This is a genomic window from Plantibacter lichenum, assembly GCF_050587525.1.
In the GTDB taxonomy this organism is placed as follows: domain Bacteria; phylum Actinomycetota; class Actinomycetes; order Actinomycetales; family Microbacteriaceae; genus Plantibacter.
Window position 1 is genome coordinate 175,343 of sequence record NZ_JBOBFT010000007.1, and the last position, 21,623, is coordinate 196,965.

The 21,623-nt window shown below is 65.3% G+C and carries 34 protein-coding genes; all 34 read right to left on the reverse strand.

Going from position 1 to position 21,623, the window contains the following annotated elements:
• Window positions 1–78: 78 nt before the first annotated feature.
• Window positions 79–1,032, reverse strand: coding sequence for a type I pantothenate kinase (coaA, locus tag ACQ3HB_RS11515; RefSeq protein WP_430920194.1), 954 nt, complete (start codon window positions 1,030–1,032; stop codon window positions 79–81).
• An 88-nt stretch (window positions 1,033–1,120) separates the two neighbouring features.
• The gene (glmM, locus tag ACQ3HB_RS11520) at window positions 1,121–2,482 is read right to left on the reverse strand and encodes a phosphoglucosamine mutase (protein ID WP_430920195.1); all 1,362 of its coding nucleotides are present in this window, start codon (window positions 2,480–2,482) and stop codon (window positions 1,121–1,123) included.
• 21 nt (window positions 2,483–2,503) lie between these two features.
• On the reverse strand, window positions 2,504–2,989 hold the full coding sequence (gene rpsI / locus ACQ3HB_RS11525; protein ID WP_430920197.1) for a 30S ribosomal protein S9: 486 nt from the start codon (window positions 2,987–2,989) through the stop codon (window positions 2,504–2,506).
• A 31-nt stretch (window positions 2,990–3,020) separates the two neighbouring features.
• Window positions 3,021–3,467, reverse strand: coding sequence for a 50S ribosomal protein L13 (rplM, locus tag ACQ3HB_RS11530; protein ID WP_430920198.1), 447 nt, complete (start codon window positions 3,465–3,467; stop codon window positions 3,021–3,023).
• 174 nt (window positions 3,468–3,641) lie between these two features.
• Window positions 3,642–4,562 (reverse strand): tRNA pseudouridine synthase A, encoded by a 921-nt coding sequence (locus tag ACQ3HB_RS11535; protein ID WP_430920199.1) that lies wholly within the window; start codon window positions 4,560–4,562, stop codon window positions 3,642–3,644.
• Window positions 4,552–5,583 carry a GNAT family N-acetyltransferase gene (locus ACQ3HB_RS11540; protein WP_430920200.1) on the reverse strand — a complete coding sequence of 344 codons (1,032 nt, stop codon included), beginning with the start codon at window positions 5,581–5,583 and terminating at the stop codon, window positions 4,552–4,554. Before ACQ3HB_RS11540 ends, ACQ3HB_RS11535 begins: the two co-directional genes overlap by 11 nt.
• Before the next feature lie 127 nt (window positions 5,584–5,710).
• The gene (gene rplQ, locus ACQ3HB_RS11545; protein ID WP_430920201.1) at window positions 5,711–6,262 is read right to left on the reverse strand and encodes a 50S ribosomal protein L17; all 552 of its coding nucleotides are present in this window, start codon (window positions 6,260–6,262) and stop codon (window positions 5,711–5,713) included.
• Window positions 6,263–6,312: 50 nt separating this feature from the next.
• Window positions 6,313–7,302, reverse strand: a complete 990-nt coding sequence (locus ACQ3HB_RS11550) for a DNA-directed RNA polymerase subunit alpha (protein ID WP_430920202.1) — start codon at window positions 7,300–7,302, stop codon at window positions 6,313–6,315.
• Window positions 7,303–7,428: 126 nt separating this feature from the next.
• On the reverse strand, window positions 7,429–7,827 hold the full coding sequence (rpsK, locus tag ACQ3HB_RS11555; RefSeq protein ID WP_430920203.1) for a 30S ribosomal protein S11: 399 nt from the start codon (window positions 7,825–7,827) through the stop codon (window positions 7,429–7,431).
• A gap of 42 nt (window positions 7,828–7,869) precedes the next feature.
• A complete protein-coding gene (gene rpsM / locus ACQ3HB_RS11560; protein WP_430920204.1) occupies window positions 7,870–8,244 on the reverse strand; it encodes a 30S ribosomal protein S13 in 375 nt (124 codons plus the stop codon).
• Between the two features lie 149 nt (window positions 8,245–8,393).
• Window positions 8,394–8,507 carry a 50S ribosomal protein L36 gene (gene rpmJ / locus ACQ3HB_RS11565; protein WP_021759549.1) on the reverse strand — a complete coding sequence of 38 codons (114 nt, stop codon included), beginning with the start codon at window positions 8,505–8,507 and terminating at the stop codon, window positions 8,394–8,396.
• A gap of 79 nt (window positions 8,508–8,586) precedes the next feature.
• Window positions 8,587–8,808 (reverse strand): translation initiation factor IF-1, encoded by a 222-nt coding sequence (gene infA, locus ACQ3HB_RS11570; RefSeq protein WP_017885304.1) that lies wholly within the window; start codon window positions 8,806–8,808, stop codon window positions 8,587–8,589.
• A gap of 186 nt (window positions 8,809–8,994) precedes the next feature.
• Window positions 8,995–9,888: an aminodeoxychorismate lyase gene (locus ACQ3HB_RS11575; protein ID WP_430920205.1), complete on the reverse strand. Its 894-nt coding sequence runs from the start codon at window positions 9,886–9,888 to the stop codon at window positions 8,995–8,997.
• 65 nt (window positions 9,889–9,953) lie between these two features.
• Window positions 9,954–10,796 (reverse strand): type I methionyl aminopeptidase, encoded by an 843-nt coding sequence (gene map / locus ACQ3HB_RS11580; RefSeq protein ID WP_430920280.1) that lies wholly within the window; start codon window positions 10,794–10,796, stop codon window positions 9,954–9,956.
• 7 nt (window positions 10,797–10,803) lie between these two features.
• Window positions 10,804–11,445: an adenylate kinase gene (locus ACQ3HB_RS11585; protein WP_430920206.1), complete on the reverse strand. Its 642-nt coding sequence runs from the start codon at window positions 11,443–11,445 to the stop codon at window positions 10,804–10,806.
• Entirely contained in the window at window positions 11,442–12,767 is a 1,326-nt protein-coding gene (gene secY, locus ACQ3HB_RS11590) for a preprotein translocase subunit SecY (protein WP_430920207.1), read from the reverse strand. Before secY ends, ACQ3HB_RS11585 begins: the two co-directional genes overlap by 4 nt.
• A gap of 93 nt (window positions 12,768–12,860) precedes the next feature.
• On the reverse strand, window positions 12,861–13,508 hold the full coding sequence (rplO, locus tag ACQ3HB_RS11595; protein ID WP_430920208.1) for a 50S ribosomal protein L15: 648 nt from the start codon (window positions 13,506–13,508) through the stop codon (window positions 12,861–12,863).
• On the reverse strand, window positions 13,508–13,693 hold the full coding sequence (gene rpmD, locus ACQ3HB_RS11600) for a 50S ribosomal protein L30 (RefSeq protein ID WP_022883265.1): 186 nt from the start codon (window positions 13,691–13,693) through the stop codon (window positions 13,508–13,510). The genes rplO and rpmD overlap by 1 nt, the downstream gene beginning before the upstream one ends.
• Window positions 13,693–14,400, reverse strand: coding sequence for a 30S ribosomal protein S5 (rpsE, locus tag ACQ3HB_RS11605; RefSeq protein ID WP_430920209.1), 708 nt, complete (start codon window positions 14,398–14,400; stop codon window positions 13,693–13,695). The genes rpmD and rpsE overlap by 1 nt, the downstream gene beginning before the upstream one ends.
• Window positions 14,397–14,756: a 50S ribosomal protein L18 gene (rplR, locus tag ACQ3HB_RS11610; RefSeq protein ID WP_430920210.1), complete on the reverse strand. Its 360-nt coding sequence runs from the start codon at window positions 14,754–14,756 to the stop codon at window positions 14,397–14,399. Before rplR ends, rpsE begins: the two co-directional genes overlap by 4 nt.
• A 2-nt stretch (window positions 14,757–14,758) precedes the next feature.
• Window positions 14,759–15,295: a 50S ribosomal protein L6 gene (gene rplF, locus ACQ3HB_RS11615; RefSeq protein ID WP_430920211.1), complete on the reverse strand. Its 537-nt coding sequence runs from the start codon at window positions 15,293–15,295 to the stop codon at window positions 14,759–14,761.
• A 6-nt stretch (window positions 15,296–15,301) separates the two neighbouring features.
• The gene (gene rpsH, locus ACQ3HB_RS11620) at window positions 15,302–15,700 is read right to left on the reverse strand and encodes a 30S ribosomal protein S8 (RefSeq protein WP_430920212.1); all 399 of its coding nucleotides are present in this window, start codon (window positions 15,698–15,700) and stop codon (window positions 15,302–15,304) included.
• Between the two features lie 153 nt (window positions 15,701–15,853).
• Window positions 15,854–16,438 (reverse strand): 50S ribosomal protein L5, encoded by a 585-nt coding sequence (gene rplE, locus ACQ3HB_RS11625; RefSeq protein WP_430920214.1) that lies wholly within the window; start codon window positions 16,436–16,438, stop codon window positions 15,854–15,856.
• A complete protein-coding gene (gene rplX, locus ACQ3HB_RS11630) occupies window positions 16,438–16,797 on the reverse strand; it encodes a 50S ribosomal protein L24 (RefSeq protein ID WP_430920215.1) in 360 nt (119 codons plus the stop codon). Before rplX ends, rplE begins: the two co-directional genes overlap by 1 nt.
• Before the next feature lie 2 nt (window positions 16,798–16,799).
• Complete coding sequence (gene rplN / locus ACQ3HB_RS11635; protein ID WP_056008123.1) at window positions 16,800–17,168, reverse strand: 50S ribosomal protein L14; 369 nt, start codon at window positions 17,166–17,168, stop codon at window positions 16,800–16,802.
• A 35-nt stretch (window positions 17,169–17,203) separates the two neighbouring features.
• A complete protein-coding gene (gene rpsQ / locus ACQ3HB_RS11640) occupies window positions 17,204–17,524 on the reverse strand; it encodes a 30S ribosomal protein S17 (RefSeq protein WP_430920216.1) in 321 nt (106 codons plus the stop codon).
• Between the two features lie 2 nt (window positions 17,525–17,526).
• Window positions 17,527–17,868, reverse strand: a complete 342-nt coding sequence (gene rpmC / locus ACQ3HB_RS11645; RefSeq protein ID WP_430920217.1) for a 50S ribosomal protein L29 — start codon at window positions 17,866–17,868, stop codon at window positions 17,527–17,529.
• The gene (gene rplP, locus ACQ3HB_RS11650; RefSeq protein ID WP_430920218.1) at window positions 17,868–18,287 is read right to left on the reverse strand and encodes a 50S ribosomal protein L16; all 420 of its coding nucleotides are present in this window, start codon (window positions 18,285–18,287) and stop codon (window positions 17,868–17,870) included. Before rplP ends, rpmC begins: the two co-directional genes overlap by 1 nt.
• Before the next feature lie 2 nt (window positions 18,288–18,289).
• Window positions 18,290–19,078, reverse strand: coding sequence for a 30S ribosomal protein S3 (gene rpsC / locus ACQ3HB_RS11655; RefSeq protein ID WP_430920219.1), 789 nt, complete (start codon window positions 19,076–19,078; stop codon window positions 18,290–18,292).
• Window positions 19,078–19,473 (reverse strand): 50S ribosomal protein L22, encoded by a 396-nt coding sequence (gene rplV, locus ACQ3HB_RS11660; RefSeq protein ID WP_430920220.1) that lies wholly within the window; start codon window positions 19,471–19,473, stop codon window positions 19,078–19,080. Before rplV ends, rpsC begins: the two co-directional genes overlap by 1 nt.
• Window positions 19,474–19,499: 26 nt before the next feature.
• A complete protein-coding gene (gene rpsS / locus ACQ3HB_RS11665; protein WP_064296700.1) occupies window positions 19,500–19,781 on the reverse strand; it encodes a 30S ribosomal protein S19 in 282 nt (93 codons plus the stop codon).
• Window positions 19,782–19,793: 12 nt separating this feature from the next.
• On the reverse strand, window positions 19,794–20,633 hold the full coding sequence (gene rplB, locus ACQ3HB_RS11670) for a 50S ribosomal protein L2 (protein WP_430920221.1): 840 nt from the start codon (window positions 20,631–20,633) through the stop codon (window positions 19,794–19,796).
• A 28-nt stretch (window positions 20,634–20,661) separates the two neighbouring features.
• Window positions 20,662–20,961: a 50S ribosomal protein L23 gene (rplW, locus tag ACQ3HB_RS11675; RefSeq protein WP_430920222.1), complete on the reverse strand. Its 300-nt coding sequence runs from the start codon at window positions 20,959–20,961 to the stop codon at window positions 20,662–20,664.
• Window positions 20,958–21,623 (reverse strand): 50S ribosomal protein L4, encoded by a 666-nt coding sequence (gene rplD / locus ACQ3HB_RS11680; protein ID WP_430920223.1) that lies wholly within the window; start codon window positions 21,621–21,623, stop codon window positions 20,958–20,960. Before rplD ends, rplW begins: the two co-directional genes overlap by 4 nt.

Here is a 21,623-nt window from a genome sequence, read left to right on the forward strand (position 1 = left end):
GGCGCCGACCGCGAACGGCCCGTCCGCCCACCCATCAGGTGGAGTCGGACGGGCCGTTCATCGTTGCGTCAGCGCCGCTCAGAGCTTGCGGAGCAGGACCGAGGAGACCGTGTGATCGGAGTCCTTCCGGAGCACGAGCTTGGCCCGTGAGCGGGTCGGACGGATGTTGTCGAGCAGGTTCGGCTCGTTGATGTCCTTCCAGTAGCCGGAAGCACGACGCCTCGCCTCCTCCTCCGAGAGATCGGCGAAGACATTGAAGTAGGAGTTCGGGTTCGAGAACGCGCCGCGCTGCAGGGCCATGAAGCGCTCGACGTACCAGGCCTCGATGTCGCGGGTCCTCGCGTCCACGTAGATGCTGAAGTCGAACAGGTCGCTGACCGCGAGGCCGTTCTTCGAGGCCGCCGGTTGCAGGACGTTGAGGCCCTCGACGATGAGGACGTCCGGGCGACGCACGACCACCTGGGCCGTGGGGACGATGTCGTAGCGCAGGTGCGAGTAGAACGGCGCGCGCACTTCCTCCACGCCGCTCTTCACATCGGTGATGAACCGGAGGAGCGAACGGCGGTCGTAGGACTCGGGGAAGCCCTTTCGGTCCATGATGCCGCGGCGCTCGAGCTCGGCGTTCGGGTAGAGGAAGCCATCGGTCGTGACGAGTTCGACATGCGGGGTGTCCGGCCACTTCGCGAGCAGCTCGCGCAGGAGGCGCGCGATCGTGGACTTGCCGACGGCTACGGATCCGGCCACACCGATGACGAACGGCGTGCGGTAGCCGTGATCGCCGATGAACTGGCTCGTGGCACGGCCGAGGTCCTGTGTGTTCTTCGCATAGAGGCTCAGCAGCCGGCTGAGCGGCAGGTAGACCTCCTCGACCTCGCGCATGTCGAGTCGGTCGCCGAGTCCGCGGATCTGGACGACGTCGGTCTCACTGAGCGGGAGGCTGGCGGTGGGGGCGAGTCGTGCCCACTCCGCTCGGTCGATCTCCACGTACGGAGATGCCTGGCCCTGGGCGGTCCCGGTCGCTGTCGAACTCATGCGTCCACTCTTCCACACGCGTGGGCTCGGTTCCGTACCGATCCGGAGCGGAACCGAGCCAACAGACGAACTGCTACGAACAGTACTGTTACGAGCCGAGCCGTTCGCGCACGACATCGGCGAGACGGTGGGCGAGGCGATCGGCCGTCGGCTGATCGGCGGCCTCGACCATCACCCGGATGAGCGGTTCGGTGCCGCTCGGGCGGAGGAGCACGCGCCCGGCTTCGCCGAGTTCCGCCTCCGCTTCGCGCACGGCCTCGGCGACGCCCTCGTCGCCGGCGAGACGATCGCGGTCGACGCCGGTGACGTTCACGAGGATCTGCGGGAAGACCTGCATCACCTCGGCCAACTGCGCGAGCGTCTTGCCCGTGCGGGCCATCTCGCTCACGATGTGGAGACCGGTCAGGATGCCGTCGCCCGTCGTCGCGAACTCGCTCATGATGACGTGCCCGGACTGCTCGCCGCCGAGCGAGAACCCGTTCTGGTTCATCGACTCGAGGACGTAGCGGTCGCCGACCTTCGTCTGGATCACGGTGATGCCGTGCTCCTTCATGGCGACGTGGAGACCGAGGTTGCTCATGACGGTCGCGACGAGCGTGTCGTCCTTCAGCTTGCCGCGTTCCTTCATGGAGACCGCGAGGATCGCCATGATCTGATCGCCCTCGATGAAGTTGCCCTCAGCGTCGACCGCGAGGCAGCGGTCCGCGTCGCCGTCGTGCGCGATGCCGACGTCTGCGCCGTGCTCGAGGACGGCCTTCGCCAGGAGGTCGAGGTGCGTCGAACCGACACCGTCGTTGATGTTGATGCCGTTCGGCTCGTTGCCGATGACGGTGACCTTCGCTCCTGCGTCCCGGAACGTCTCCGGGGACACGCCTGCAGCGGCGCCGTGGGCGCAGTCGAGGACGACGTGGATGCCGTCGAGGCGGTGCGGGAGACTGCCGAGCAGGTGCACGACGTAGCGGTCCTCTGCGTCGGCGAACCGGCGGATGCGACCGACGTCAGCGCCGGTGGGCGCCCACTTGGGCTTGTCGAGGTATTCCTCGATGCGCTGTTCGACCTCGTCGGGGAGCTTCGTGCCGCCACGGGCGAAGATCTTGATCCCGTTGTCGGGAGCTGGATTGTGGGATGCCGAGATCATCACGCCGAAGTCGGCGTCGATGTCGGCGATCAGAAACGCGGTCGCCGGGGTCGGGAGGACGCCTGCTTCGAGGACGTCGACGCCGGAGGACGCGAGGCCGGCCGCGACGGCGGCCGACAAGAACTCGCCGGAGATGCGCGGGTCGCGTGCGAGCACGGCGACGGGGCGCTTCCCGGCGGCGCGGCGGGCCTCAGCACTTCGGCCCTGCCCAAGCACCACTGCGGTGGCTTGGGCAAGGCCGAGAGCGAGATCCGCCGTCAGGTCGGCGTTCGCGAGGCCGCGAACGCCGTCAGTACCAAACAGCTGAGGCATGGAACAGTCGTCCGGGCGCGATTAGCGCTTCGAGAACTGAGGAGCCTTACGAGCCTTCTTGAGACCAGCCTTCTTGCGCTCCTTGACGCGAGCGTCACGGCTGAGGAAGCCGGCCTTCTTCAGGGTTGCGCGGTTGTTCTCTTCGTCGATCTGGTTGAGCGAACGAGCGATGCCGAGACGCAGCGCGCCGGCCTGACCCGAGGGGCCGCCACCGGAGATGCGAGCGATGACGTCGTAGCCGCCGGCCAGGTCGAGGACCGTGAACGGGTCGTTGATCAGCTGCTGGTGCAGCTTGTTGGGGAAGTAGTCCTCGAGCGTACGGCCGTTGACCGTGATGACGCCGGAGCCGGGGACGAGGCGCACGCGGGCGATGGCCTGCTTGCGACGGCCCACGGCTGCGCCGGGAACGCTCAGCACCGCGCGAGGCGCGGTGACAGCTGCTTCAGCAGGCGTCTCGGTCGAGTAGCTCTGCGGGGTTTCTTCGATGGAATCTGCGATCTTCGCCACTGTAGGAATCCTTTAATCTAGTCCGGCGCGCTTACTGGGCGACCTGGTCGAAGTTGAACGGCTTGGGCTGCTGAGCTGCGTGAGGGTGCTCGCTGCCGGTGTAGACCTTGAGCTTCTTGAGCTGGTTGGCGCCGAGGGTGTTCTTCGGCAGCATGCCGCGGATCGCCTTTTCGACGGCGCGAACCGGGTTCTTCTCGAGGAGTTCGGAGTAGGTCACAGCCGTGAGGCCGCCCGGGTAACCGGAGTGACGGTATGCCTTCTTCTGCTCGGCCTTGGAGCCGGTCAGTGCCACCTTGTCCGCGTTGACGATGATGACGAAGTCACCCATGTCCATGTGCGGTGCGAAGGTGGGCTTGTGCTTGCCGCGCAGGAGCGCTGCAGCGTGGCTGGCCAAACGGCCGAGAACCACATCGGTGGCGTCGATGACAACCCAGTCGTGCTGGATTTCACTGGCCTTCGGGGAATAGGTGCGCGTCACAATAGTGCTGCTTTCTGATCGGAGTTGGTTGTCCGTGAATCCCGCTCCGTTGGGTGTTCCGAGGGGAACGCCCGAGGTGGAGGGCTCAACTTCGGGTACCGCACCGCAGAAGGCGCAGGCACCAACGAGCAAGCCTACGCGATAGGTGCCCCACAGTCAATCTCGTGTCACAGCTCAGAGCGCACGCCTCGCGCGCGTCTCCGAAGCACGGACGGACAGGAGGCCCGGCTCCGGGTACCCGACCTCGGTCATCGTGAGCCCACGGGCAGGCATCACCTTGAAGTCCGTGGTCCGCGATCCGCCGTCGCGCAGGTGGGCGAGGTAGGACTCGTCGACCTTGCCCTCCGCGACCGCGACGCACGCGCCCACGAGCGAGCGGACCATGCTGTGACAGAACGCGTCTGCCTGGAGCGATGCGACGAGGACCCCGCGTTCATCGCGTCCCCAGACGAACCGTTCGAGCGTCCGGATCGTGGTCGCACCCGGCCGAGGCTTGCAGTACGCGGCGAAGTCGTGGAGCCCGACGAGCTGGGCCGCCGCGTCGTTCAGCCGGTCGGGGTCGAGCGTGGTCGAGACCCAGGTCGTGAACCGCCGCTGCGCGGGGTCCTTCGCCGAGACCTCGTCGGCAAGCCGGTAACGGTACCGCCGCCAGACGGCGGAGAAGCGCGCGTCGAATCCGTCCGGCGACGGCGTCGCGCGATGCACGACGACATCGCGGTACATGCCGAGGTAGCCGTTGATGCGACGAGCCAGCATCTCCCCCACCGACTCCTTGAAGTCCGTGACGGGCACGCCCTCTCCCTCGACCAGACGGCGCTCGTGCCGGCGGGCGAGCTTCACGAGCTGCTCGTCGGTGAGGTCGATGTGTGCCACCTGGCCTTCGGCGTGCACGCCGGCATCGGTCCGCCCCGCGACCACGAGCCGCGGAGGCTCCCCCGTTCGGCTCAGCATGCGCGCGAACGCCTCCTCGAGGACGCCCTGCACGGTCCGCAGGCCGGGCTGGATGGCCCACCCCGCGAAGTCCGTGCCGTCGTACGCGAGGTCGAGCGTGAAACGATGCGTGCCGGAATGGATCGGAATCGGCTCAGTACTCACGGACGAAGGAGACTTCCCGGTGCGTCGCCTGGAATCCGATGCGCTCGTACAGGCCGAGCGCTCCCGTGGGGCTCTCCGTGTCGACCTCGAGCGTGGCGCGCTCGTACCCGGCGGCCTGCTGACGACGCAGCGCCTCGGACAGCATCACCGGCGCGAGCCGTTTGCCGCGAGCCGACCGGACGATTCCGACGAGCGCGATGTAGCCGCCCGAGAAGCCCTGGGCGGCCCAGTCCTCCTCATCGACCTCGGTCAGCACGAACCCGACGACCTCGTCCGACTCGTCGACGGCGATGACCGACAGATCGTTGCGGAAGCGGGGCCCGCCGACGAACTGCTCCCACTGCGTGCTGGGCGTCGCGAGACTCCCCCAGTGATCACGGAACGAGTCGTTGCGGGCGAGCCTCGTGCGGTCGGAGTACTCGGGCGAGTAGCCGATGACGCGGATGCCCTCCGGCAGGGGAAGTTCGGGGATCGCATCCGCGAGCACCCGCTCCATCATCGTGAAGTACCGCGCAGCGCTGAAACCCGCGCGTTCGAAGAGCCGAACGGCCGCAGTGTTGCGCTCCTGCGCGTAGGACATCGACCAGCCGGGCAGATCCACGTCGAACGAGGCGAGCTGCTGCAGCGAACGGGCTTCCTCCCACGCCAGCAGGACCCGTCCGATGCCGCGCCCGCGCCATGCCGGGTGGACTCCCCCGCCGAGGTGGGACTGGATGCGCGTCGTGTGGTCGGGGTGCAGCGAGACCTCTCCGTGCGCGATCAGGACGCCGTCGGCCGCGAAGCCGAGCATGCTGTCCACCGCCATGTCGATGGCGGGGTTGTCGAACTCGTCCGCGACGTCTTCTCGGCTCGGGATCTGCTCCGGATGATCGATGGCGGACATCGCACGGTGGAGAGCGAGCAGCGCATCGATGTCCGCGACCGTCGCCGGACGCCATTCCGCGACGTCCGGATGGGTCGGCGGCGTCACTTCCGCGGGTGCCGGGACGCGCTCGTGCAGGGTGCCGATGTGCTCACTCATGCTTCCAGCCTAGGCCACCGGCCGCGCAGGATCCTGGGCAGGATACAGCGGAGGAGACGGTCCTCTGTGCACGACGAAGCCCCGCCGTCCAGTGGACGACGGGGCTTCGTGCGGGTGGTGCTGAGTGCTACTTGGCTTCTGCTTCCGCAGCTTCCGGCGCCTCGTCTGCAGCGTCGACCGCGGCAGCATCGGTGTCGGTCGCCTCGACTGCCGCAGCAGCCTCGGTTTCGGCCTCAGCCTCGACGGGAGCTTCGGCAACGGGCTCCTCGACGGGAGCAGCGTGCTTCGCAGCAGCCTTGGCCGGCTTGGCCTTCGGCGTGACGGGCTCGAGAACGAGCTCGATCACTGCCATCGGCGCGTTGTCGCCCTTGCGGTAACCGGTCTTGATGATGCGCGTGTAGCCGCCCTGACGGTCGGCGACGAGGGGCGCGATCTCCGTGAAGAGCTCGTGCACGACGCTCTTGTCGGTGATGGTCGCAAGCACCCGACGACGAGCGTGCAGGTCGCCACGCTTCGCGAAGGTGATCAGACGCTCAGCCAGCGGGCGGAGGCGCTTGGCCTTCGTCTCGGTGGTCTGGATGCGCTTGTGCGTGAACAGCGCGGCCGCCAGGTTGGCGAGCAGCAGACGCTCGTGGGCTGGGCCGCCTCCGAGGCGGGGTCCCTTGGTGGGAGTAGGCATTGTTGTCTCTCTTCAGGTTGGAAGTCGTCAGTGTGGAACGCGGAACTGGATCAGACGGTTTCGTCGTCGTAGCCGCTGTAGAAGTGGGCGCCGTCGAACCCGGGAACCGAGTCCTTGAGCGAGAGTCCCATTTCGGTCAGCTTGTCGCGAACCTCATCCACCGACTTCTGGCCGAAGTTGCGGATGTTCATGAGCTGCGTCTCCGAGAGGGCGACGAGCTCACTGACGTTGTTGATGCCCTCGCGCTTCAGGCAGTTGTAGGAGCGCACGGACAGGTCGAGGTCCTCGATGGGGATCGAGAGCTCGCCGGGCAGGACTGCGTCGACCGGTGCGGGACCGATCTCGATGCCCTCAGCCGCGGTGTTCAGCTCGCGAGCCAGGCCGAACAGCTCGGTGAGCGTCCGTCCGGCGGATGCGATCGCGTCGCGCGGGGTGATGGCCGGCTTCGATTCCACGTCGACGACGAGGCGGTCGAAGTCCGTACGCTCACCGGCACGCGTGGCTTCCACGCGGTAGGTGACCTTGAGGACCGGCGAGTAGATCGAGTCGATCGGGATCTGACCGGCTTCGCTGAACTCGTTGCGGTTCTGCGTTGCCGAGACGTAACCGCGGCCGCGCTCGATCGTGAGCTCCAGCTCGAACTTCGCCTTGTCGTTGAGCGTGGCGATGACGAGCTCGGGGTTGTGCACCTCGACACCGGCCGGAGCCGAGATGTCCGCAGCCGTGACCTGGCCGGAGCCGGTCTTGCGCAGGTACGCCGTGATCGGCTCGTCGTGCTCGCTGGAGACGACGAGTCCCTTGATGTTCAGGATGATCTCGGTGACGTCTTCCTTCACACCGGGGATCGTGCTGAACTCGTGCAGCACGCCGTCGATGCGGATGCTGGTGACCGCTGCGCCCGGGATCGAGGAGAGCAGGGTGCGGCGGAGCGAGTTCCCGAGGGTGTATCCGAAGCCGGGTTCGAGCGGCTCGATGATGAACCGGCTGCGGAACTCCGAGATGTTTTCTTCGGTGAGCGTGGGACGCTGTGCAATCAGCACTATTGGTTCCTTTCGGCTAAGTGTCCGCTATATGACACTTGCGATGTCGAGGTATTGAGTTGTGTCCGCTGGGCCGCGACCTGGCCCCGTCGAATGGACGGGGCCAGATCGCGGATCACCGAAGGATCAGACGCGGCGACGCTTGGGCGGACGGCAACCGTTGTGAGCCTGGGGCGTCACATCGTTGATCGAACCGACCTCGAGGCCAGCGGCCTGAAGCGAACGGATTGCGGTCTCGCGGCCGGAGCCGGGTCCCTTGACGAACACGTCAACCTTCTTCATGCCGTGCTCCTGCGCCTGACGCGCGGCCGACTCGGCTGCGAGCTGTGCGGCGAACGGGGTCGACTTGCGCGAACCCTTGAAGCCGACGCCACCGGACGAAGCCCAGCTGATGACCGCACCAGTGGTGTCGGTGATCGAGACGATCGTGTTGTTGAACGTCGACTTGATGTGGGCCTGGCCCACGGCGATGTTCTTCTTTTCCTTCTTGCGCGGCTTCCGAACAGCCGTCTTTGGTGCTGCCATGATTTCTCCTGAATCCTTGAGGCGAGGCGACTAGGTCGAGACCTAGCGGGCCTTCTTCTTGCCGGCTACGGTGCGCTTCGGGCCCTTGCGGGTACGAGCGTTGGTCTTGGTGCGCTGACCGCGTACCGGCAGGCCACGGCGGTGACGGATGCCCTGGTACGAACCGATCTCGACCTTGCGGCGGATGTCGGCTGCAACCTCACGGCGGAGGTCACCTTCAACCTTGTAGTTGCCTTCGATGTAGTCGCGAAGTGCAAGCAACTGGTCGTCGGTGAGGTCCTTCACGCGGATGTCTCCGCTGATGGAGGTGTCGGCGAGGGTCTTGAGGGCCCTCGTGCGTCCAACACCGTAGATGTACGTCAGTGCAACTTCCACGCGCTTGTCGCGTGGGATGTCTACGCCGGCGAGACGTGCCATGGTGGCTTCTCCTAGGAGTGTGTGGAGGTGTGGAGCACTTCCGGTGCCCGGGCCTCCTGCCCGAGGTGTCCCGTTGCGCGCCCTACGGTGCGCAACGATCTGGAAGTGCCGTTGTGGTGTTCAGTGGTGCGGTGACGCAGGTGCTGCGATTAGCCCTGGCGCTGCTTGTGGCGCGGGTTCTCGCAGATCACCATGACGCGTCCGTTGCGACGGATGACCTTGCACTTGTCGCAGATCTTCTTGACGCTGGGCTTGACCTTCATAGTTCTCTCTTTTCGCTGTCGTCGTGCCTGACGCCCACGACCTGGGTCGTGGCGGCATGGCCGTTACTTACAGCACGCCCTACTTGTAGCGGTAAACGATCCGACCACGGGTCAGGTCGTAGGGGGTCAGTTCCACGATCACGCGGTCCTCCGGGAGGATGCGGATGTAGTGCTGACGCATTTTGCCCGAAATGTGGGCAAGTACCTTGTGGCCGTTGGTCAACTCAACACGAAACATCGCGTTGGGCAGAGCCTCTACCACTTGGCCCTCGATCTCGATGACGCCGTCTTTCTTGGCCATAGCCTCACTGTCGCTAAAGATTGGTTGTACTGGTCGTGCGGATGGATTGCGGTGCGAAGATCGGCAGCCTGAAGGCATGCAGAAAGCACCAAAGGTCAATCTTATGCTATGTTTCCGCGTTCCGCCAACTCGGGGCGCGTCGGATCCGCGACACGCCGACGCAGGTCCTGGCGTCGTGTCGGCCGCTCAATCGGTCCGGGCGAGCAACGCGTCGTTGAAGCGCCTCGTCAGCTCGGAGTGCAAGGGGCAGGGAACGCCGTCGAGTTCGGAGATCGGCGCGGCCAGACGCACGCTCGAGAGCAGCCAGATCCCGTCGGCCCTCGCGAGGTCGTCGGTCGTCAGCATCCGGTACGCGGTGGCGTCGCCTTCCGCTTCGAGGTGCTCGAAGAGCGCGAGCTGCGTCGTGCCGGCGAGGATGCCGCTCGAGGCGGGCGGGGTCGCGTACACGCCGTCGATGCGAGCGATGAGGGTCGACGTCGGCCCCTCGAGGACGTAGCCGTCGCTGCTCGTGAAGAGGATGTCGTCCGCTCCCCTGCGCTTCGCTTCTCGGATGGCCGCCATGTTGACCGCGTAGGAGAGCGTCTTCGCCCCCGCGAGCAGCCACGGTGACCGCTCCTGCACGTCACTCGCGTACCCGCGTTCGAGGAGGACGACGCGGACGCCGTGCTCACGCTCGGGGAATCCGCCGGACGACGGCACGCCAGCGATCCAGCCGGTGGGCTTGCCCGCGCCGTCGACGCCCCGGGTCAGGACGAGCTTGATCGAGCTCTGCCCTTCGGACGGGAGCCTGGCAGCAAGTGCGGCGATCGCGGCTCGCCACTGGGCGAGGTGCGGAGCCGGGAGGTCGAGGGCGGCGGCCGAGTTCGCGAGGCGCTCCACGTGCGCGTCGACCGACTGCGCGAACCCGTTCACGACGCCGAGGGTCTCGAAGACCCCGTCGCCGCGGGACGCACCGAGGTCGAAGACGCTCAGCGCGCCCGTGCCGTCCCCGGCATCGTGGATGGTCGCGAGCAGCTCGTCGTCCGGGACGGAAGCGTCGGCGGGCAGGACGTCGAGGAGGAGCACGATCGGGGTGGTCATCCTGCGACTCTACCCGCGTGCGCCATCACGCCGATGAACCAGACCGTCGTCCGTGTCTCCCGAACTCAGGCGATGGGGACGGGCGTCACGCCGAACGGTGCGAGTCCAGCGGCGCCGCCGTCGATCGCGGTGAGGACCCAGATGCCGCCGTCGTGCACGGCGACGCTGTGCTCCCAATGCGCGGAAGCCGAACCGTCGACCGTCGCGACGGCCCACTCGTCGTCCCGCGTGAACGTCTCCGGGTCACCGGCGACGACCATGGGTTCGATCGCCACGACGAGACCCGGCTTCACGTCCGGGCCCTTCTGACGGACCCGGTAGTTGAAGACGGGCGGAGCCTCGTGCATGGTCCGGCCGATGCCGTGACCGACGTAATCGGTGAGGATGCCGTACGTGCGTCCCTCCGGCGAATTCGCCTCGACGAAGTCCTCGACGGCGTCGCCGACCTCGTTCAGATGCTTCGCGACGGCGAGACGGGCGATGCCGGCCCAGAGCGAGCCCTCGGTCACGGACGAGAGATGCTCCCGCTCCGCGATCAGTTCCGGGCGGGCGGCGTCCGGCACGACGATTGTCATCGCGGAGTCGCCGTTCCAGCCGTCTATCTCCGCACCGCTGTCGATCGAGACGATGTCGCCGGCTTCGAGCGGACGGTCGTCCGGGATGCCGTGGACGACGTCGTCGTTGACCGACGCGCAGATCGTGTGACGGTACCCGGGGACGAGCTTGAAGTTCGAGTGGCCGCCGAGCGCGACGATGGCAGCTTCCGCGACCCGGTCGAGCTCGAGCGTCGTGACGCCGGGGGCGATGACGGCGCGGACCGCGTCGAGGGACGCCGCGGTCGCGAGACCGGGCGCCACCATCGCGCGCATCTGCTCAGCCGTCTTGTAGATCGACGGCTTGCGGAACATGCCCACGTCAGGCCGAGACGACGACGATGCCGCGAGCGGCGAGTGCTTCGTCGACGCGAGCGGTGACGTCGTCGACGGCGCCGAGGCCGTCGACGGCGGAGACGAGGCCGCGTTCGCTGAACAGGGCGATCAGCGGAGCCGTCTCGTGCTCGTAGACGTCGAGACGGTGACGGATGACCTCTTCCGTGTCATCCGCTCGACCCTGGTCGGCAGCACGCTTCAGCAGGCGGGCGACGACCTCGTCGGTGTCCGCGACGAGCTGGACGACGGCGTCGAGGCGGTTGCCCTCAGCCGCGAGCAGCGCGTCGAGCGCGTCCACCTGGTCCGTCGTGCGCGGGTAGCCGTCGAGCAGGAACCCGTCGACGGCATCCGGCTGCGAGAGGCGATCGCGGACGATCTCGTTCGTGAGGGAGTCGGGCACGTAGCCGCCCTCGCTCACGATCGCCTGCACCTGCTTGCCGAGATCCGTTCCCTCCTTGATGTTCGCCCGGAAGATGTCTCCGGTCGAGATCGCGGGGATGCCGAACCGCTCGGCGAGCACGGCGGCCTGCGTGCCCTTGCCTGCGCCGGGCGGACCGACGATCAGGAGACGGGGCTTCCGACCGAGCGGGGAGACGTCGTTCTGGACGTCCCCCTGCTGCGTGGTCATCGGAGCAGTCCTTCGTAGTGACGCTGCTGCAGCTGCGAGTCGATCTGCTTGACGGTCTCGAGACCCACACCGACGATGATGAGGATCGAAGCGCCGCCGAACGGGAAGTTCGCATTCGCCCCGACGAGGGCGAGCGCCACAAGGGGCAGCAACGCGATCAGACCGAGGTAGATCGAGCCGGGCAGGGTGACGCGCGTGAGCACGTAGTCGAGGTACTCGGCGGTCGGGCGTCCGGCACGGATGCCGGGGATGAAGCCGCCGTACTTCTTCATGTTGTCGGCCACTTCTTCAGGGTTGAAGGTGATGGCGACGTAGAAGTACGTGAACCCGACGATGAGCAGGAAGTACATCAGCATGTAGAGCGGGTGGTCGCCCTTGGTGAGGTACTGCTGGATCCAGAGGACCCACGGAGCCGGAGAACCGGTCGCCGGCTGGTTGAACTGCGCGATGAGCGCAGGAAGGTACAGGATCGACGACGCGAAGATCACGGGCACCACACCGGCCATGTTGACCTTGATGGGGATGTACGTGTTGTTGCCGCCGTAGGTACGCCTGCCGACCATGCGCTTCGCGTACTGAACAGGGATGCGACGTTGCGACTGTTCGACGAAGACGACCAGGCCCACGATGACGAGGCCGACTGCCAGGACGAGGAGGAAGACCTCCGGGCCCTTCGCGGTCCAGATGGCGCCGAGCGAACCGGGGAAGGTCGCTGCGATGGACGTGAAGATGAGGAGCGACATGCCGTTGCCGACGCCGCGCTCGGTGACGAGCTCAGCCATCCACATGACGAGACCGGTGCCGGCCGTCATCGTGATGACCATGAGGAGCATGCCGTACCAGGTGCCGCCCTGAGCGGTGATCAGGTCGGCACAGACGCCGCCCTGGTTGCCGAACAGTGCGCCGCTCTTGGCGACGGTGATGAGCGTGGTCGACTGGAGCACGCCCAGGAAGATGGTGAGGTACCGCGTGTACTGCGTGAGGCGAGCCTGACCGGACTGGCCTTCCTTGTGCAGCGTCTCGAAGTGAGGGATGACCACGCGCAAGAGCTGCACGATGATCGACGCGGTGATGTAGGGCATGATGCCCAGCGCGAAGATGGAGAGCTGGAGCAGCGCACCACCACTGAACAGGTTGACGAGCTCGTACAACCCGGAGGTGCTCGACTGCTGGTTCGCGAGACACTGCTGCACGTTCGGGAAGTTCACGAACGGCGCGGGAATGAACGAACCCAGCCGGTAGATGGCGATGATCCCGAGGGTGAACCCGATCTTCCGACGAAGGTCAGGTGTACGGAAGATCCGCCCGATGGCGCTGAACAAAAAGTGCCTCCTGTGAGATGTTGCAAGGTCGGCCCGGGTGGCCGGCGAAAGCCGACCACCCGGGTGTGCTCCTGTGCGGAGCCGGCCCGGAGGCTACTTGACGGAGCCTCCAGCTGCCACGATCTTCTGCTCTGCTGAGCCCGAGACCTTGTCAACTGCAACAGTCAGCTTAACCGCAATGTCACCGTTTCCGAGAACCTTGACCTTCTCGTTCTTCCGGACGGCACCCTTGGCGACGAGATCACCGATGGTGACGTCACCACCCTTGGGGTACAGCTCGGCGAGCTTCTCGAGGTTGACGACCTGGTACTCGACCCGGAACGGGTTCTTGAACCCACGGAGCTTCGGGGTGCGCATGTGCAGAGGCATCTGCCCACCCTCGAAGCCGACGCGGACGCTGTAACGCGCCTTCGTACCCTTGGTTCCACGGCCGGCGGTCTTACCCTTGGACGCTTCACCACGGCCCACACGGGTGCGGTCCTTCTTCGCGCCGGCAGCCGGGCGGAGGTGGTGCACCTTGAGGACCTGCTCGCGCTTGGGCGCGTCTTCGGTCTTCTTGGCCTTCGGAGCTGCCTTGGCGGCAGCCTTCGGGGCCTTCTCGGCGCTCTCAGCGGTGTCGGCCTTCGCCGACGCCTTGGGAGCGGCCTTCGTTGCCTTTGCAGCCGCAGGCGCCTTGTCAGCAGCCTTGGCGGTGCTCTTCGGGGCGGTCTCCTCGGCCGAGGTTTCCTTCTTTTCAGCCATTAGTCGATCTCCTCAACCTTTACCAGGTGAGCAACAGTGTTCACATAGCCACGGTTCTGCGAGTTGTCCTCACGGACGACCACATCACCGATGCGCTTGAGACCCAGGCTGCGAAGCGTGTCGCGCTGGTTCTGCTTCTCACTAATCTTCGACTTGATCTGCGTGACCTTCAGGCGCGCGGCCATCAAGCACCTACCTTCGCTGCGGCTGCCTTGACAGCCTCTGCTTCGGCACGCAGCAGACGGGCCGGAGCGACCCTGTCGAACTCGAGACCACGACGGGCTGCAACGGCGCGAGGTTCCTCGAGCTGCTTCAGTGCCGTCACGGTGGCGTGCACAATGTTGATCGTGTTGGACGAACCGAGCGACTTGCTCAGGACGTCGTGGATGCCAGCGCACTCCAGCACGGCGCGAACCGGACCACCGGCGATAACACCGGTACCGGCAGCTGCCGGACGCAGGAGGACGACGCCGGCTGCGGCCTCACCCTGGGTGGGGTGCGGGATCGTCGAACCGACGCGGGGGACGCGGAAGAAGTTCTTCTTCGCCTCCTCGACGCCCTTCGAGATCGCGAGAGGCACTTCGCGGGCCTTGCCGTATCCGACGCCGACGAGACCGTTGCCGTCACCGACGACGACGAGAGCGGTGAAGCTGAAGCGACGACCACCCTTCACCACCTTCGACACACGGTTGATGGTCACGACGCGCTCGAGGAACTGGCTCTTCTCGCTGTCGCGGCTTCCGCGATCGCTGTTGGGGTTGCGCTCGCGACCGCCACGGCGTGCTTCGCGAGGCTCACGGTCAGCCGTGGGCTCTGCAGCAGCAGTCGTTGCGGGCGCAGTTTCTGCGACAGCCGTTTCGGCCACCTTCTGCTCCTTGTTGTCTTCGCTCACAGGTTCAATCCGCCCTCTCGAGCACCATCGGCAATGGCCGCCACGCGACCCGCGTACCGGTTGCCTCCACGGTCAAAAACGACATCTTCGATGCCAGCTGCCTTCGCACGCTCGGCGATGAGTTCGCCGACCTTGCGGGACTTGGCGGTCTTGTCGCCTTCGAAGGTCCGGAGGTCGCTCTCCATGGTGGAAGCCGAGACGAGGGTGTGACCCTTGCTGTCATCGACGACCTGCACGAAGACGTGACGAGCCGAACGGTTCACGACGAGGCGCGGACGAACCGCGGTGCCCTCGACCTTTTTGCGCAGACGCAGGTGACGGCGGCCACGTGCGGCAGTCTTAGTTGGACGAGCCATGCTTACTTACCAGCCTTTCCGGCCTTGCGACGAACGACCTCGCCGGCGTAGCGCACACCCTTGCCCTTGTAGGGCTCAGGCTTGCGAATCTTGCGGATGTTGGCAGCAACTTCACCGACGGCCTGCTTGTCGATGCCGGAGACGGTGAGCTTGTTGTTGCCTTCGACCGTGAGGGTGATGCCGACGGGCGGCTCAACGGTCACGGGGTGCGAGAAGCCCAGGGCGAACTCGACCGAGGTGCCCTTCTGAGCAACGCGGTAACCGGTGCCGACGACCTCGAGGCCCTTCGTGTAGCCCTGCGTCACACCGATGATCTGGTTGGCGAGGAGCGTACGCGTGAGGCCGTGGAGCGAACGCGAGTTGCGCTCGTCGTCGGGACGGGTCACGAGGATCTGGTTGTCCTCGAGCTTGACCTCGATGGGGTTCGCAACGGTGAGCGACAGCTCACCCTTGGGGCCCTTGACCGAAACGGACTGGCCGTTCACGTCGATGGTCACGCCTGCGGGGACGTCGATGGGAAGTCTTCCAATACGAGACATGACTGGCTACCACACGTAGGCGAGGACTTCCCCACCCACGCCCTTCTTCTCGGCCTGGCGGTCCGTGAGGAGGCCGCTGGAGGTGGACAAGATCGCGACGCCAAGGCCACCGAGGACCTTGGGGATCTCGGAGGACTTCGAGTACACCCGGAGACCGGGCTTGGAAACGCGCTTGATACCGGCGATCGAGCGCTCGCGGTTCGGTCCGAACTTGAGGCTCAGCGTGAGCGTCTGTCCGACCGGAGCTTCGCTGATCTCCCAGGCGGCGATGTAGCCCTCCGCCTTGAGGATCTCGGCGATGTTCACCTTGAGCTTCGAGTGGGGCATTGACACGGTGTCGTGGTGCGCCGAGTTCGCGTTGCGCAGTCTGGTCAGCATGTCTGCGACCGGATCTGTCATGGTCATGTCGTGTAGTTCCTTTGTTCACCAGGTTTCGACATCCTGTGCAAGGGTGCCGACCTGTGGTGGTTGAACCGACGCCGCGAAGCTCGCGGAGCCGGATGGTGCCCGGTCCTCGGTTTCCCGAGGACCGGACGGGCCGTGCTGATTTTACAGGGTTTACTGCGGGTCGGCCGACTTGAAGGGGAAGCCGAGCTGCTTGAGCAGCGCGCGACCCTCTTCGTCAGTCTTCGCCGTGGTGACGACAGTGATGTCGAAACCGCGGACGCGGTCGATCTTGTCCTGATCGATCTCGTGGAACACTGACTGCTCCTGGAGACCGAAGGTGTAGTTGCCGTTGCCGTCGAACTGCTTGTCCGAGAGACCGCGGAAGTCGCGGATACGGGGCAGTGCGAGGTTGATCAGGCGGTCCAGGAACTCCCAGGCGCGGTCGCCACGAAGCGTGACGTGAGCGCCGATGGGCTGGCCCTCGCGCAGCTTGAACTGTGCGATCGACTTGCGAGCCTTGGTGACGAGCGGCTTCTGACCGGTGATCTTGGTGAGGTCTGCAACAGCGCCGTCGATGACTTTGCTGTCGCGGGCGGCCTCGCCGACACCGGTGTTCACAACGACCTTCACGAGACCGGGCACCTGGTGCACGTTCGTGAAGCCGAAGTCCTTCTGCAGCTGCGGAAGGATCTCAGCGCGGTACTTGAGCTTGAGACGGGGCTGGATTTTGCCAGTTCCCACTTCAGTGTTCGTCATTAGAGGTCCTTACCTGACTTCTTTGCGTAGCGAACGCGGACCGTCTTGGAGACGCCGTCCTTCACAACTTCTTCGACACGGTGTCCGACACGCGTCGGACCCTTGGTCTCCGGGTCGACGAGTGCGACGTTGGAGATGTGGATCGAGGCCTCGACGGTTTCGATGCCGCCGGTCTTCGTTCCACGCTGGGTCTGGCCGACCTTCGTGTGCTTCGTGATGAAGTTGACTCCCTCGACGATCACACGGTTGCGGTCTGCCAGGACCTCGATGACCCGACCCTGCTTGCCGCGGTAACCACCGCGGTCCTGCTTCGGGCCGGAGACGACCTGCACGAGGTCGCCCTTCTTGATCTTTGCCATGACTAAATAACCTCCGGCGCCAGCGAGACGATCTTCATGAACTTCTTGTCGCGAAGTTCACGACCGACCGGCCCGAAGATACGGGTACCACGGGGGTCCCCGTCCGCCTTCAGGATCACTGCCGCGTTCTCGTCGAACTTGATGTACGAACCGTCGGGACGACGGGTCTGCTTGCGAGTGCGAACGATGACCGCCTTGACGACGTCACCCTTCTTCACGTTGCCACCGGGGATCGCGTCCTTGACGGTCGCGACGATGGTGTCGCCGAGGCCGGCGTACCGGCGGCCGGAGCCACCGAGCACCCGGATGGTGAGGAGTTCCTTGGCGCCGGTGTTGTCGGCGACCTTGACTCTAGATTCCTGCTGAAGCATTCTTCACTCTTCCTGAATACGAAAGTAGGCGGGGCCTACTTGGCCTTCTCGAGGATCTCGACGAGGCGCCAGCGCTTGGTAGCGCTCGTGGGGCGGGTCTCGCTGATGAGGACGAGGTCGCCGATGCCGGCGGAGTTCGTCTCATCGTGAGCCTTCACCTTGGAGGTGCGGCGGATGACCTTGCCGTAGAGCGGGTGCTTCACGCGGTCTTCGACCTCGACGACGATGGTCTTGTCCATCTTGTCGCTGGTCACGAGACCACGGCGGGTCTTGCGGTAGCCGCGAGCCGAGACGTCCTTGACGTCGTGCTCAGACGACTGGTGGCCTTCAGCGGCCTTGTCGGTGGCGGTAGCCATGTCTAGGCCTCCTTCGTGTCGGTCTCGGAAGCTTCAGCGGCAGCGTCGTCCGTGGACTTCGGTGCAGCCTTGGCCTTCTTGGGCTTCTTCGCAGGCGTGGCCTCGACGACCTCGACGGTCGGCGTGGCACGAATGCCGAGCTCGCGCTCACGGATGACCGTGTAGATGCGAGCGATGTCGCGCTTCACGGCGCGAAGACGGCCGTGGTTCTCGAGCTGCCCCGTTGCGGACTGGAAGCGCAGGTTGAACAGCTCTTCCTTGGCCTTGCGGAGCTCCTCGAGGAGCCGCGGGTTTTCAAAGGTGTCGAGCTCGATTGGGGTGAGCTCCTTGGATCCGATCGCCATTATGCGTCGCCCTCCTCGCGCTTGATGATGCGTGCCTTGAGGGGCAGCTTGTGGATTGCGCGGGTGAGCGCTTCGCGGGCCAGGGTCTCATCGACACCGGCGACCTCGAACAGCACACGACCCGGCTTGACGTTCGCGACCCACCACTCGGGTGAACCCTTACCGGAACCCATGCGGGTTTCGGCGGGCTTCTTGGTCAACGGACGGTCAGGGTAGATGTTGATCCACACCTTGCCGCCGCGCTTGATGTGACGCGTCATGGCGATACGAGCGGACTCGATCTGACGGTTCGTCACGTACGCGGGGCTGAGTGCCTGGATGCCGTACTCGCCGAACGACACCTTGGTGCCACCGGTTGCCTGGCCGCTGCGACCGGGGTGGTGCTGCTTCCGGTGCTTGACTTTACGTGGAATCAACATGGTTATGCCTCAACTCCTGCTGCGGCCGGTGCCTCGGCAGCTGCCTTGGGGGCAGTGCTCGGACCGGCATTGCGACGGGGACGATCTCCGCCGTCACGGCGCTCAGGCCGCGTCGACTTCTGGTTTGCCTGCTCGCGAGCAAGCTCCTTGTTGGTGATGTCGCCCTTGTAGATCCAGACCTTCACGCCGATGCGGCCGAAGGTGGTCTTCGCCTCGTAGAAGCCGTAGTCGATGTTCGCGCGGAGCGTGTGCAGCGGCACACGGCCTTCGCGGTAGAACTCCGAACGGCTCATCTCGGCGCCGCCGAGGCGGCCGGAGACCTGAATACGGACACCCTTGACAGCGGGGGTGCGCTGGGCGCCCTGCAGGCCCTTGCGCATCGCGCGGCGGAAGGCCACACGTGCGGAGAGCTGCTCGGCGATGCCCTGAGCGACGAGCTGAGCGTCTGCCTCGGGGTTCTTCACCTCGAGGATGTTCAGCTGGATCTGCTTGCTCGTGAGCTTCTCGAGGTCGGCGCGGATGCGCTCTGCCTCGGCGCCACGACGACCGATCACGATGCCCGGACGGGCGGTGTGGATGTCGACGCGGACGCGGTCACGGGTGCGCTCGATCTCGATGCGGCTGACGCCGGCACGGTCGAGCGAGGTCGCCAGCAGACGACGGATCTTCACGTCCTCAGCGACGAAGTCGCTGTAACGCTGACCCTTCTTCGTGCTGTCGGAGAACCAACGCGACACGTGGTCGGTGGTGATTCCCAGACGGAAGCCGTATGGATTGACTTTCTGACCCATTACTTGCTCACCTTCTTGGATGCCTTGGCAGCGACCTTGGCCTCATCGGGCGTCGAGAGCTCGACGGTGATGTGGCTGGTGCGCTTGAGGATGCGGAACGCGCGGCCCTGTGCACGCGGACGGAAACGCTTGAGGGTGGTTCCCTCATCGACGTACACGTTCGAGATGAACAGGTCCTGCTCGTCCAGGAACAGGTTGTCCTTGTCGGCCGTGACGCGAGCGTTCGCGATGGCCGAAGCAACCAGCTTGTAAATGGGCTCGCTTGCCGTCTGCGGCGCGAACTTCAGGATGGCCAAAGCCTCCTGAGCCTGCTTGCCGCGGATGAGTGCGACGACACGACGGGCCTTCTGGGGGGTGACGCGGATGTGTCGCACGCGGGCGATCGACTCCACCATTTCTCTTCCTCCTTCACGTCACCGCGTTAGCGGCGACGGCCCTTCTTGTCGTCCTTCACGTGGCCACGGAAGGTGCGGGTGGGGGCGAACTCGCCCAGCTTGTGCCCAACCATGGTTTCGGTGACGAACACCGGGATGTGCTTCCGACCGTCGTGCACCGCGATGGTGTGTCCCAGCATGGCGGGGATGATCATCGAGCGGCGCGACCAGGTCTTGATCACGTTCTTGTTGTTGGCCTCGTTCGCGGTGACAACCTTGCGGAGCAGGTGGTCGTCGACGAAGGGGCCCTTCTTGAGACTGCGTGGCATCTTCTCTTACTCCTACTTGCGCTTCTTGCCGGCGGTCCGACGACGAACGATGAGCTTGTCGCTTTCCTTGTTCGGGTGACGCGTGCGGCCTTCTTTCTGGCCCCACGGGCTGACCGGGTGACGTCCACCGGAGGTCTTGCCCTCACCACCACCGTGCGGGTGGTCGACAGGGTTCATGGCGACACCACGGACGGTCGGGCGGACGCCCAACCAACGCTTGCGTCCGGCCTTGCCCCAGTTGATGTTCGACTGCTCGGCGTTGCCGACCTCGCCGATCGTGGCGCGGCAGCGGATGTCGACGTTGCGGATTTCACCCGACGGCAGACGGAGCTGCGCGTAGGGGCCGTCCTTGGCGACGAGACGAACCGATGCACCGGCGGAACGGGCCATCTTGGCGCCGCCGCCCGGCTTCAGCTCGATCGCGTGGATGACCGTACCGGTGGGGATGTTCTTCAACGGCAGGTTGTTGCCCGGCTTGATGTCCGCGCTCGCGCCCGATTCGACGATGTCGCCCTGGCTGAGCTTGTTCGGAGCGATGATGTAGCGCTTGGTGCCGTCCACGAAGTGGAGCAGCGCGATACGTGCCGTGCGGTTGGGGTCGTACTCGATGTGAGCGACGCGGGCGTTGACGCCGTCCTTGTCATTGCGACGGAAGTCGATGACACGGTACTGGCGCTTGTGGCCACCACCGATGTGACGGGTCGTGATGCGGCCCTGGTTGTTGCGACCACCGGTCTTCGACAGCGGACGAAGCAGTGACTTCTCCGGGGTCGAACGAGTGATCTCCGCGAAGTCCGCGACAGACGAACCGCGACGACCAGGGGTCGTGGGCTTGTACTTACGAATAGCCATTTCTTATTCCTCTTCGTTCCCGGCCGTCTTAGCCAACAGCCGTGAAGATGTCGATGGCACCGGACTTGAGCGTGACGATCGCGCGCTTGGTGTCCTTGCGCTTCCCGGCACCGAACTTCGTACGGCGGGTCTTGCCCTGACGGTTCAGGGTGTTGACGGAGGCAACCTCCACGCTGAAGATCTTCTCGATCGCGAGCTTGATCTCAGTCTTGTTCGAGCGGGGGTCCACCAGGAAGGTGTACTTTCCCTCATCGATCAGGCTGTAGCTCTTCTCGGAGACGACCGGAGCGATGATGACGTCGCGCGGGTCCTTGTTGATCGCGGTCATGCCGAGACCTCCTCGGTTGCGGCCTTGACGCCGGACTTGCTGGCGACGAATGCCTCGAAGGCGGCCTTGGTGAAGACGATGTCGTCGGAGACGAGCACGTCGTATGCGTTCAGCTGGTCGAAGTTCAGCACGTGCACGTTCGCGAGGTTGCGAAGGCTGAGACGGCTGAGCTCGTCGGTGCGCTCGAGGACGATGAGGACGTGCTTCGAGGAAGCGACGGTCGTCAGGTACTCGGAAGCAGCCTTGGTCGACGGCTTGTCAGCCACCGAGAACGAGTCCACGACGTGGAGACGGCTGCCGCGGGCGCGGTCCGAGAGGGCGCCGCGCAGTGCTGCCGCGATCATCTTCTTGGGGGTGCGCTGCGAGTAGTCGCGAGGAGTCGGTCCGTGGACGATGCCACCACCGGTCATCTGAGGAGCGCGGATGGAGCCCTGACGAGCGTTACCGGTGCCCTTCTGCTTGAACGGCTTGCGGCCTGCACCGGAGACCTCACCACGACGCTTGGTCTTGTGAGTGCCCTGGCGAGCTGCTGCGAGCTGCGCAACGACCACCTGGTGGATGAGCGGGATGTTGGTCTGAACGTCGAACACCTCTGCGGGAAGTTCGACCGTGCCGGCCTTCTTGCCCTTGGTGTCGAGCACGTCGAGAGTAGCGGTAGCCAT

Bases quoted from the DNA above. Each gene is read 5' to 3' on its own strand.
- coaA (WP_430920194.1), bottom strand. From the start codon at position 1,032: ATGAGTTCGACAGCGACCGGGACCGCCCAGGGCCAGGCATCTCCGTAC.
- glmM (WP_430920195.1), bottom strand. From the start codon at position 2,482: ATGCCTCAGCTGTTTGGTACTGACGGCGTTCGCGGCCTCGCGAACGCC.
- ACQ3HB_RS11540 (WP_430920200.1), bottom strand. From the start codon at position 5,583: ATGAGTGAGCACATCGGCACCCTGCACGAGCGCGTCCCGGCACCCGCG.
- rplQ (WP_430920201.1), bottom strand. From the start codon at position 6,262: ATGCCTACTCCCACCAAGGGACCCCGCCTCGGAGGCGGCCCAGCCCAC.
- rpsK (WP_430920203.1), bottom strand. From the start codon at position 7,827: ATGGCAGCACCAAAGACGGCTGTTCGGAAGCCGCGCAAGAAGGAAAAG.
- rpsM (WP_430920204.1), bottom strand. From the start codon at position 8,244: ATGGCACGTCTCGCCGGCGTAGACATCCCACGCGACAAGCGCGTGGAA.
- rpmJ (WP_021759549.1), bottom strand. From the start codon at position 8,507: ATGAAGGTCAAGCCCAGCGTCAAGAAGATCTGCGACAAGTGCAAGGTC.
- infA (WP_017885304.1), bottom strand. From the start codon at position 8,808: ATGGCCAAGAAAGACGGCGTCATCGAGATCGAGGGCCAAGTGGTAGAG.
- ACQ3HB_RS11575 (WP_430920205.1), bottom strand. From the start codon at position 9,888: ATGACCACCCCGATCGTGCTCCTCCTCGACGTCCTGCCCGCCGACGCT.
- map (WP_430920280.1), bottom strand. From the start codon at position 10,796: ATGTTCCGCAAGCCGTCGATCTACAAGACGGCTGAGCAGATGCGCGCG.
- ACQ3HB_RS11585 (WP_430920206.1), bottom strand. From the start codon at position 11,445: ATGACCACGCAGCAGGGGGACGTCCAGAACGACGTCTCCCCGCTCGGT.
- rplO (WP_430920208.1), bottom strand. From the start codon at position 13,508: ATGGCTGAAAAGAAGGAAACCTCGGCCGAGGAGACCGCCCCGAAGAGC.
- rpmD (WP_022883265.1), bottom strand. From the start codon at position 13,693: ATGGCCGCGCGCCTGAAGGTCACGCAGATCAAGTCGAAGATTAGTGAG.
- rplR (WP_430920210.1), bottom strand. From the start codon at position 14,756: ATGGCTCGTCCAACTAAGACTGCCGCACGTGGCCGCCGTCACCTGCGT.
- rplF (WP_430920211.1), bottom strand. From the start codon at position 15,295: ATGTCTCGTATTGGAAGACTTCCCATCGACGTCCCCGCAGGCGTGACC.
- rpsH (WP_430920212.1), bottom strand. From the start codon at position 15,700: ATGACCATGACAGATCCGGTCGCAGACATGCTGACCAGACTGCGCAAC.
- rplE (WP_430920214.1), bottom strand. From the start codon at position 16,438: ATGACGAACACTGAAGTGGGAACTGGCAAAATCCAGCCCCGTCTCAAG.
- rplX (WP_430920215.1), bottom strand. From the start codon at position 16,797: ATGGCAAAGATCAAGAAGGGCGACCTCGTGCAGGTCGTCTCCGGCCCG.
- rplN (WP_056008123.1), bottom strand. From the start codon at position 17,168: ATGCTTCAGCAGGAATCTAGAGTCAAGGTCGCCGACAACACCGGCGCC.
- rpsQ (WP_430920216.1), bottom strand. From the start codon at position 17,524: ATGGCTACCGCCACCGACAAGGCCGCTGAAGGCCACCAGTCGTCTGAG.
- rpmC (WP_430920217.1), bottom strand. From the start codon at position 17,868: ATGGCGATCGGATCCAAGGAGCTCACCCCAATCGAGCTCGACACCTTT.
- rplP (WP_430920218.1), bottom strand. From the start codon at position 18,287: ATGTTGATTCCACGTAAAGTCAAGCACCGGAAGCAGCACCACCCCGGT.
- rpsC (WP_430920219.1), bottom strand. From the start codon at position 19,078: ATGGGTCAGAAAGTCAATCCATACGGCTTCCGTCTGGGAATCACCACC.
- rplV (WP_430920220.1), bottom strand. From the start codon at position 19,473: ATGGTGGAGTCGATCGCCCGCGTGCGACACATCCGCGTCACCCCCCAG.
- rpsS (WP_064296700.1), bottom strand. From the start codon at position 19,781: ATGCCACGCAGTCTCAAGAAGGGCCCCTTCGTCGACGACCACCTGCTC.
- rplB (WP_430920221.1), bottom strand. From the start codon at position 20,633: ATGGCTATTCGTAAGTACAAGCCCACGACCCCTGGTCGTCGCGGTTCG.
- rplW (WP_430920222.1), bottom strand. From the start codon at position 20,961: ATGACCGCGATCAACAAGGACCCGCGCGACGTCATCATCGCTCCGGTC.
- rplD (WP_430920223.1), bottom strand. From the start codon at position 21,623: ATGGCTACCGCTACTCTCGACGTGCTCGACACCAAGGGCAAGAAGGCC.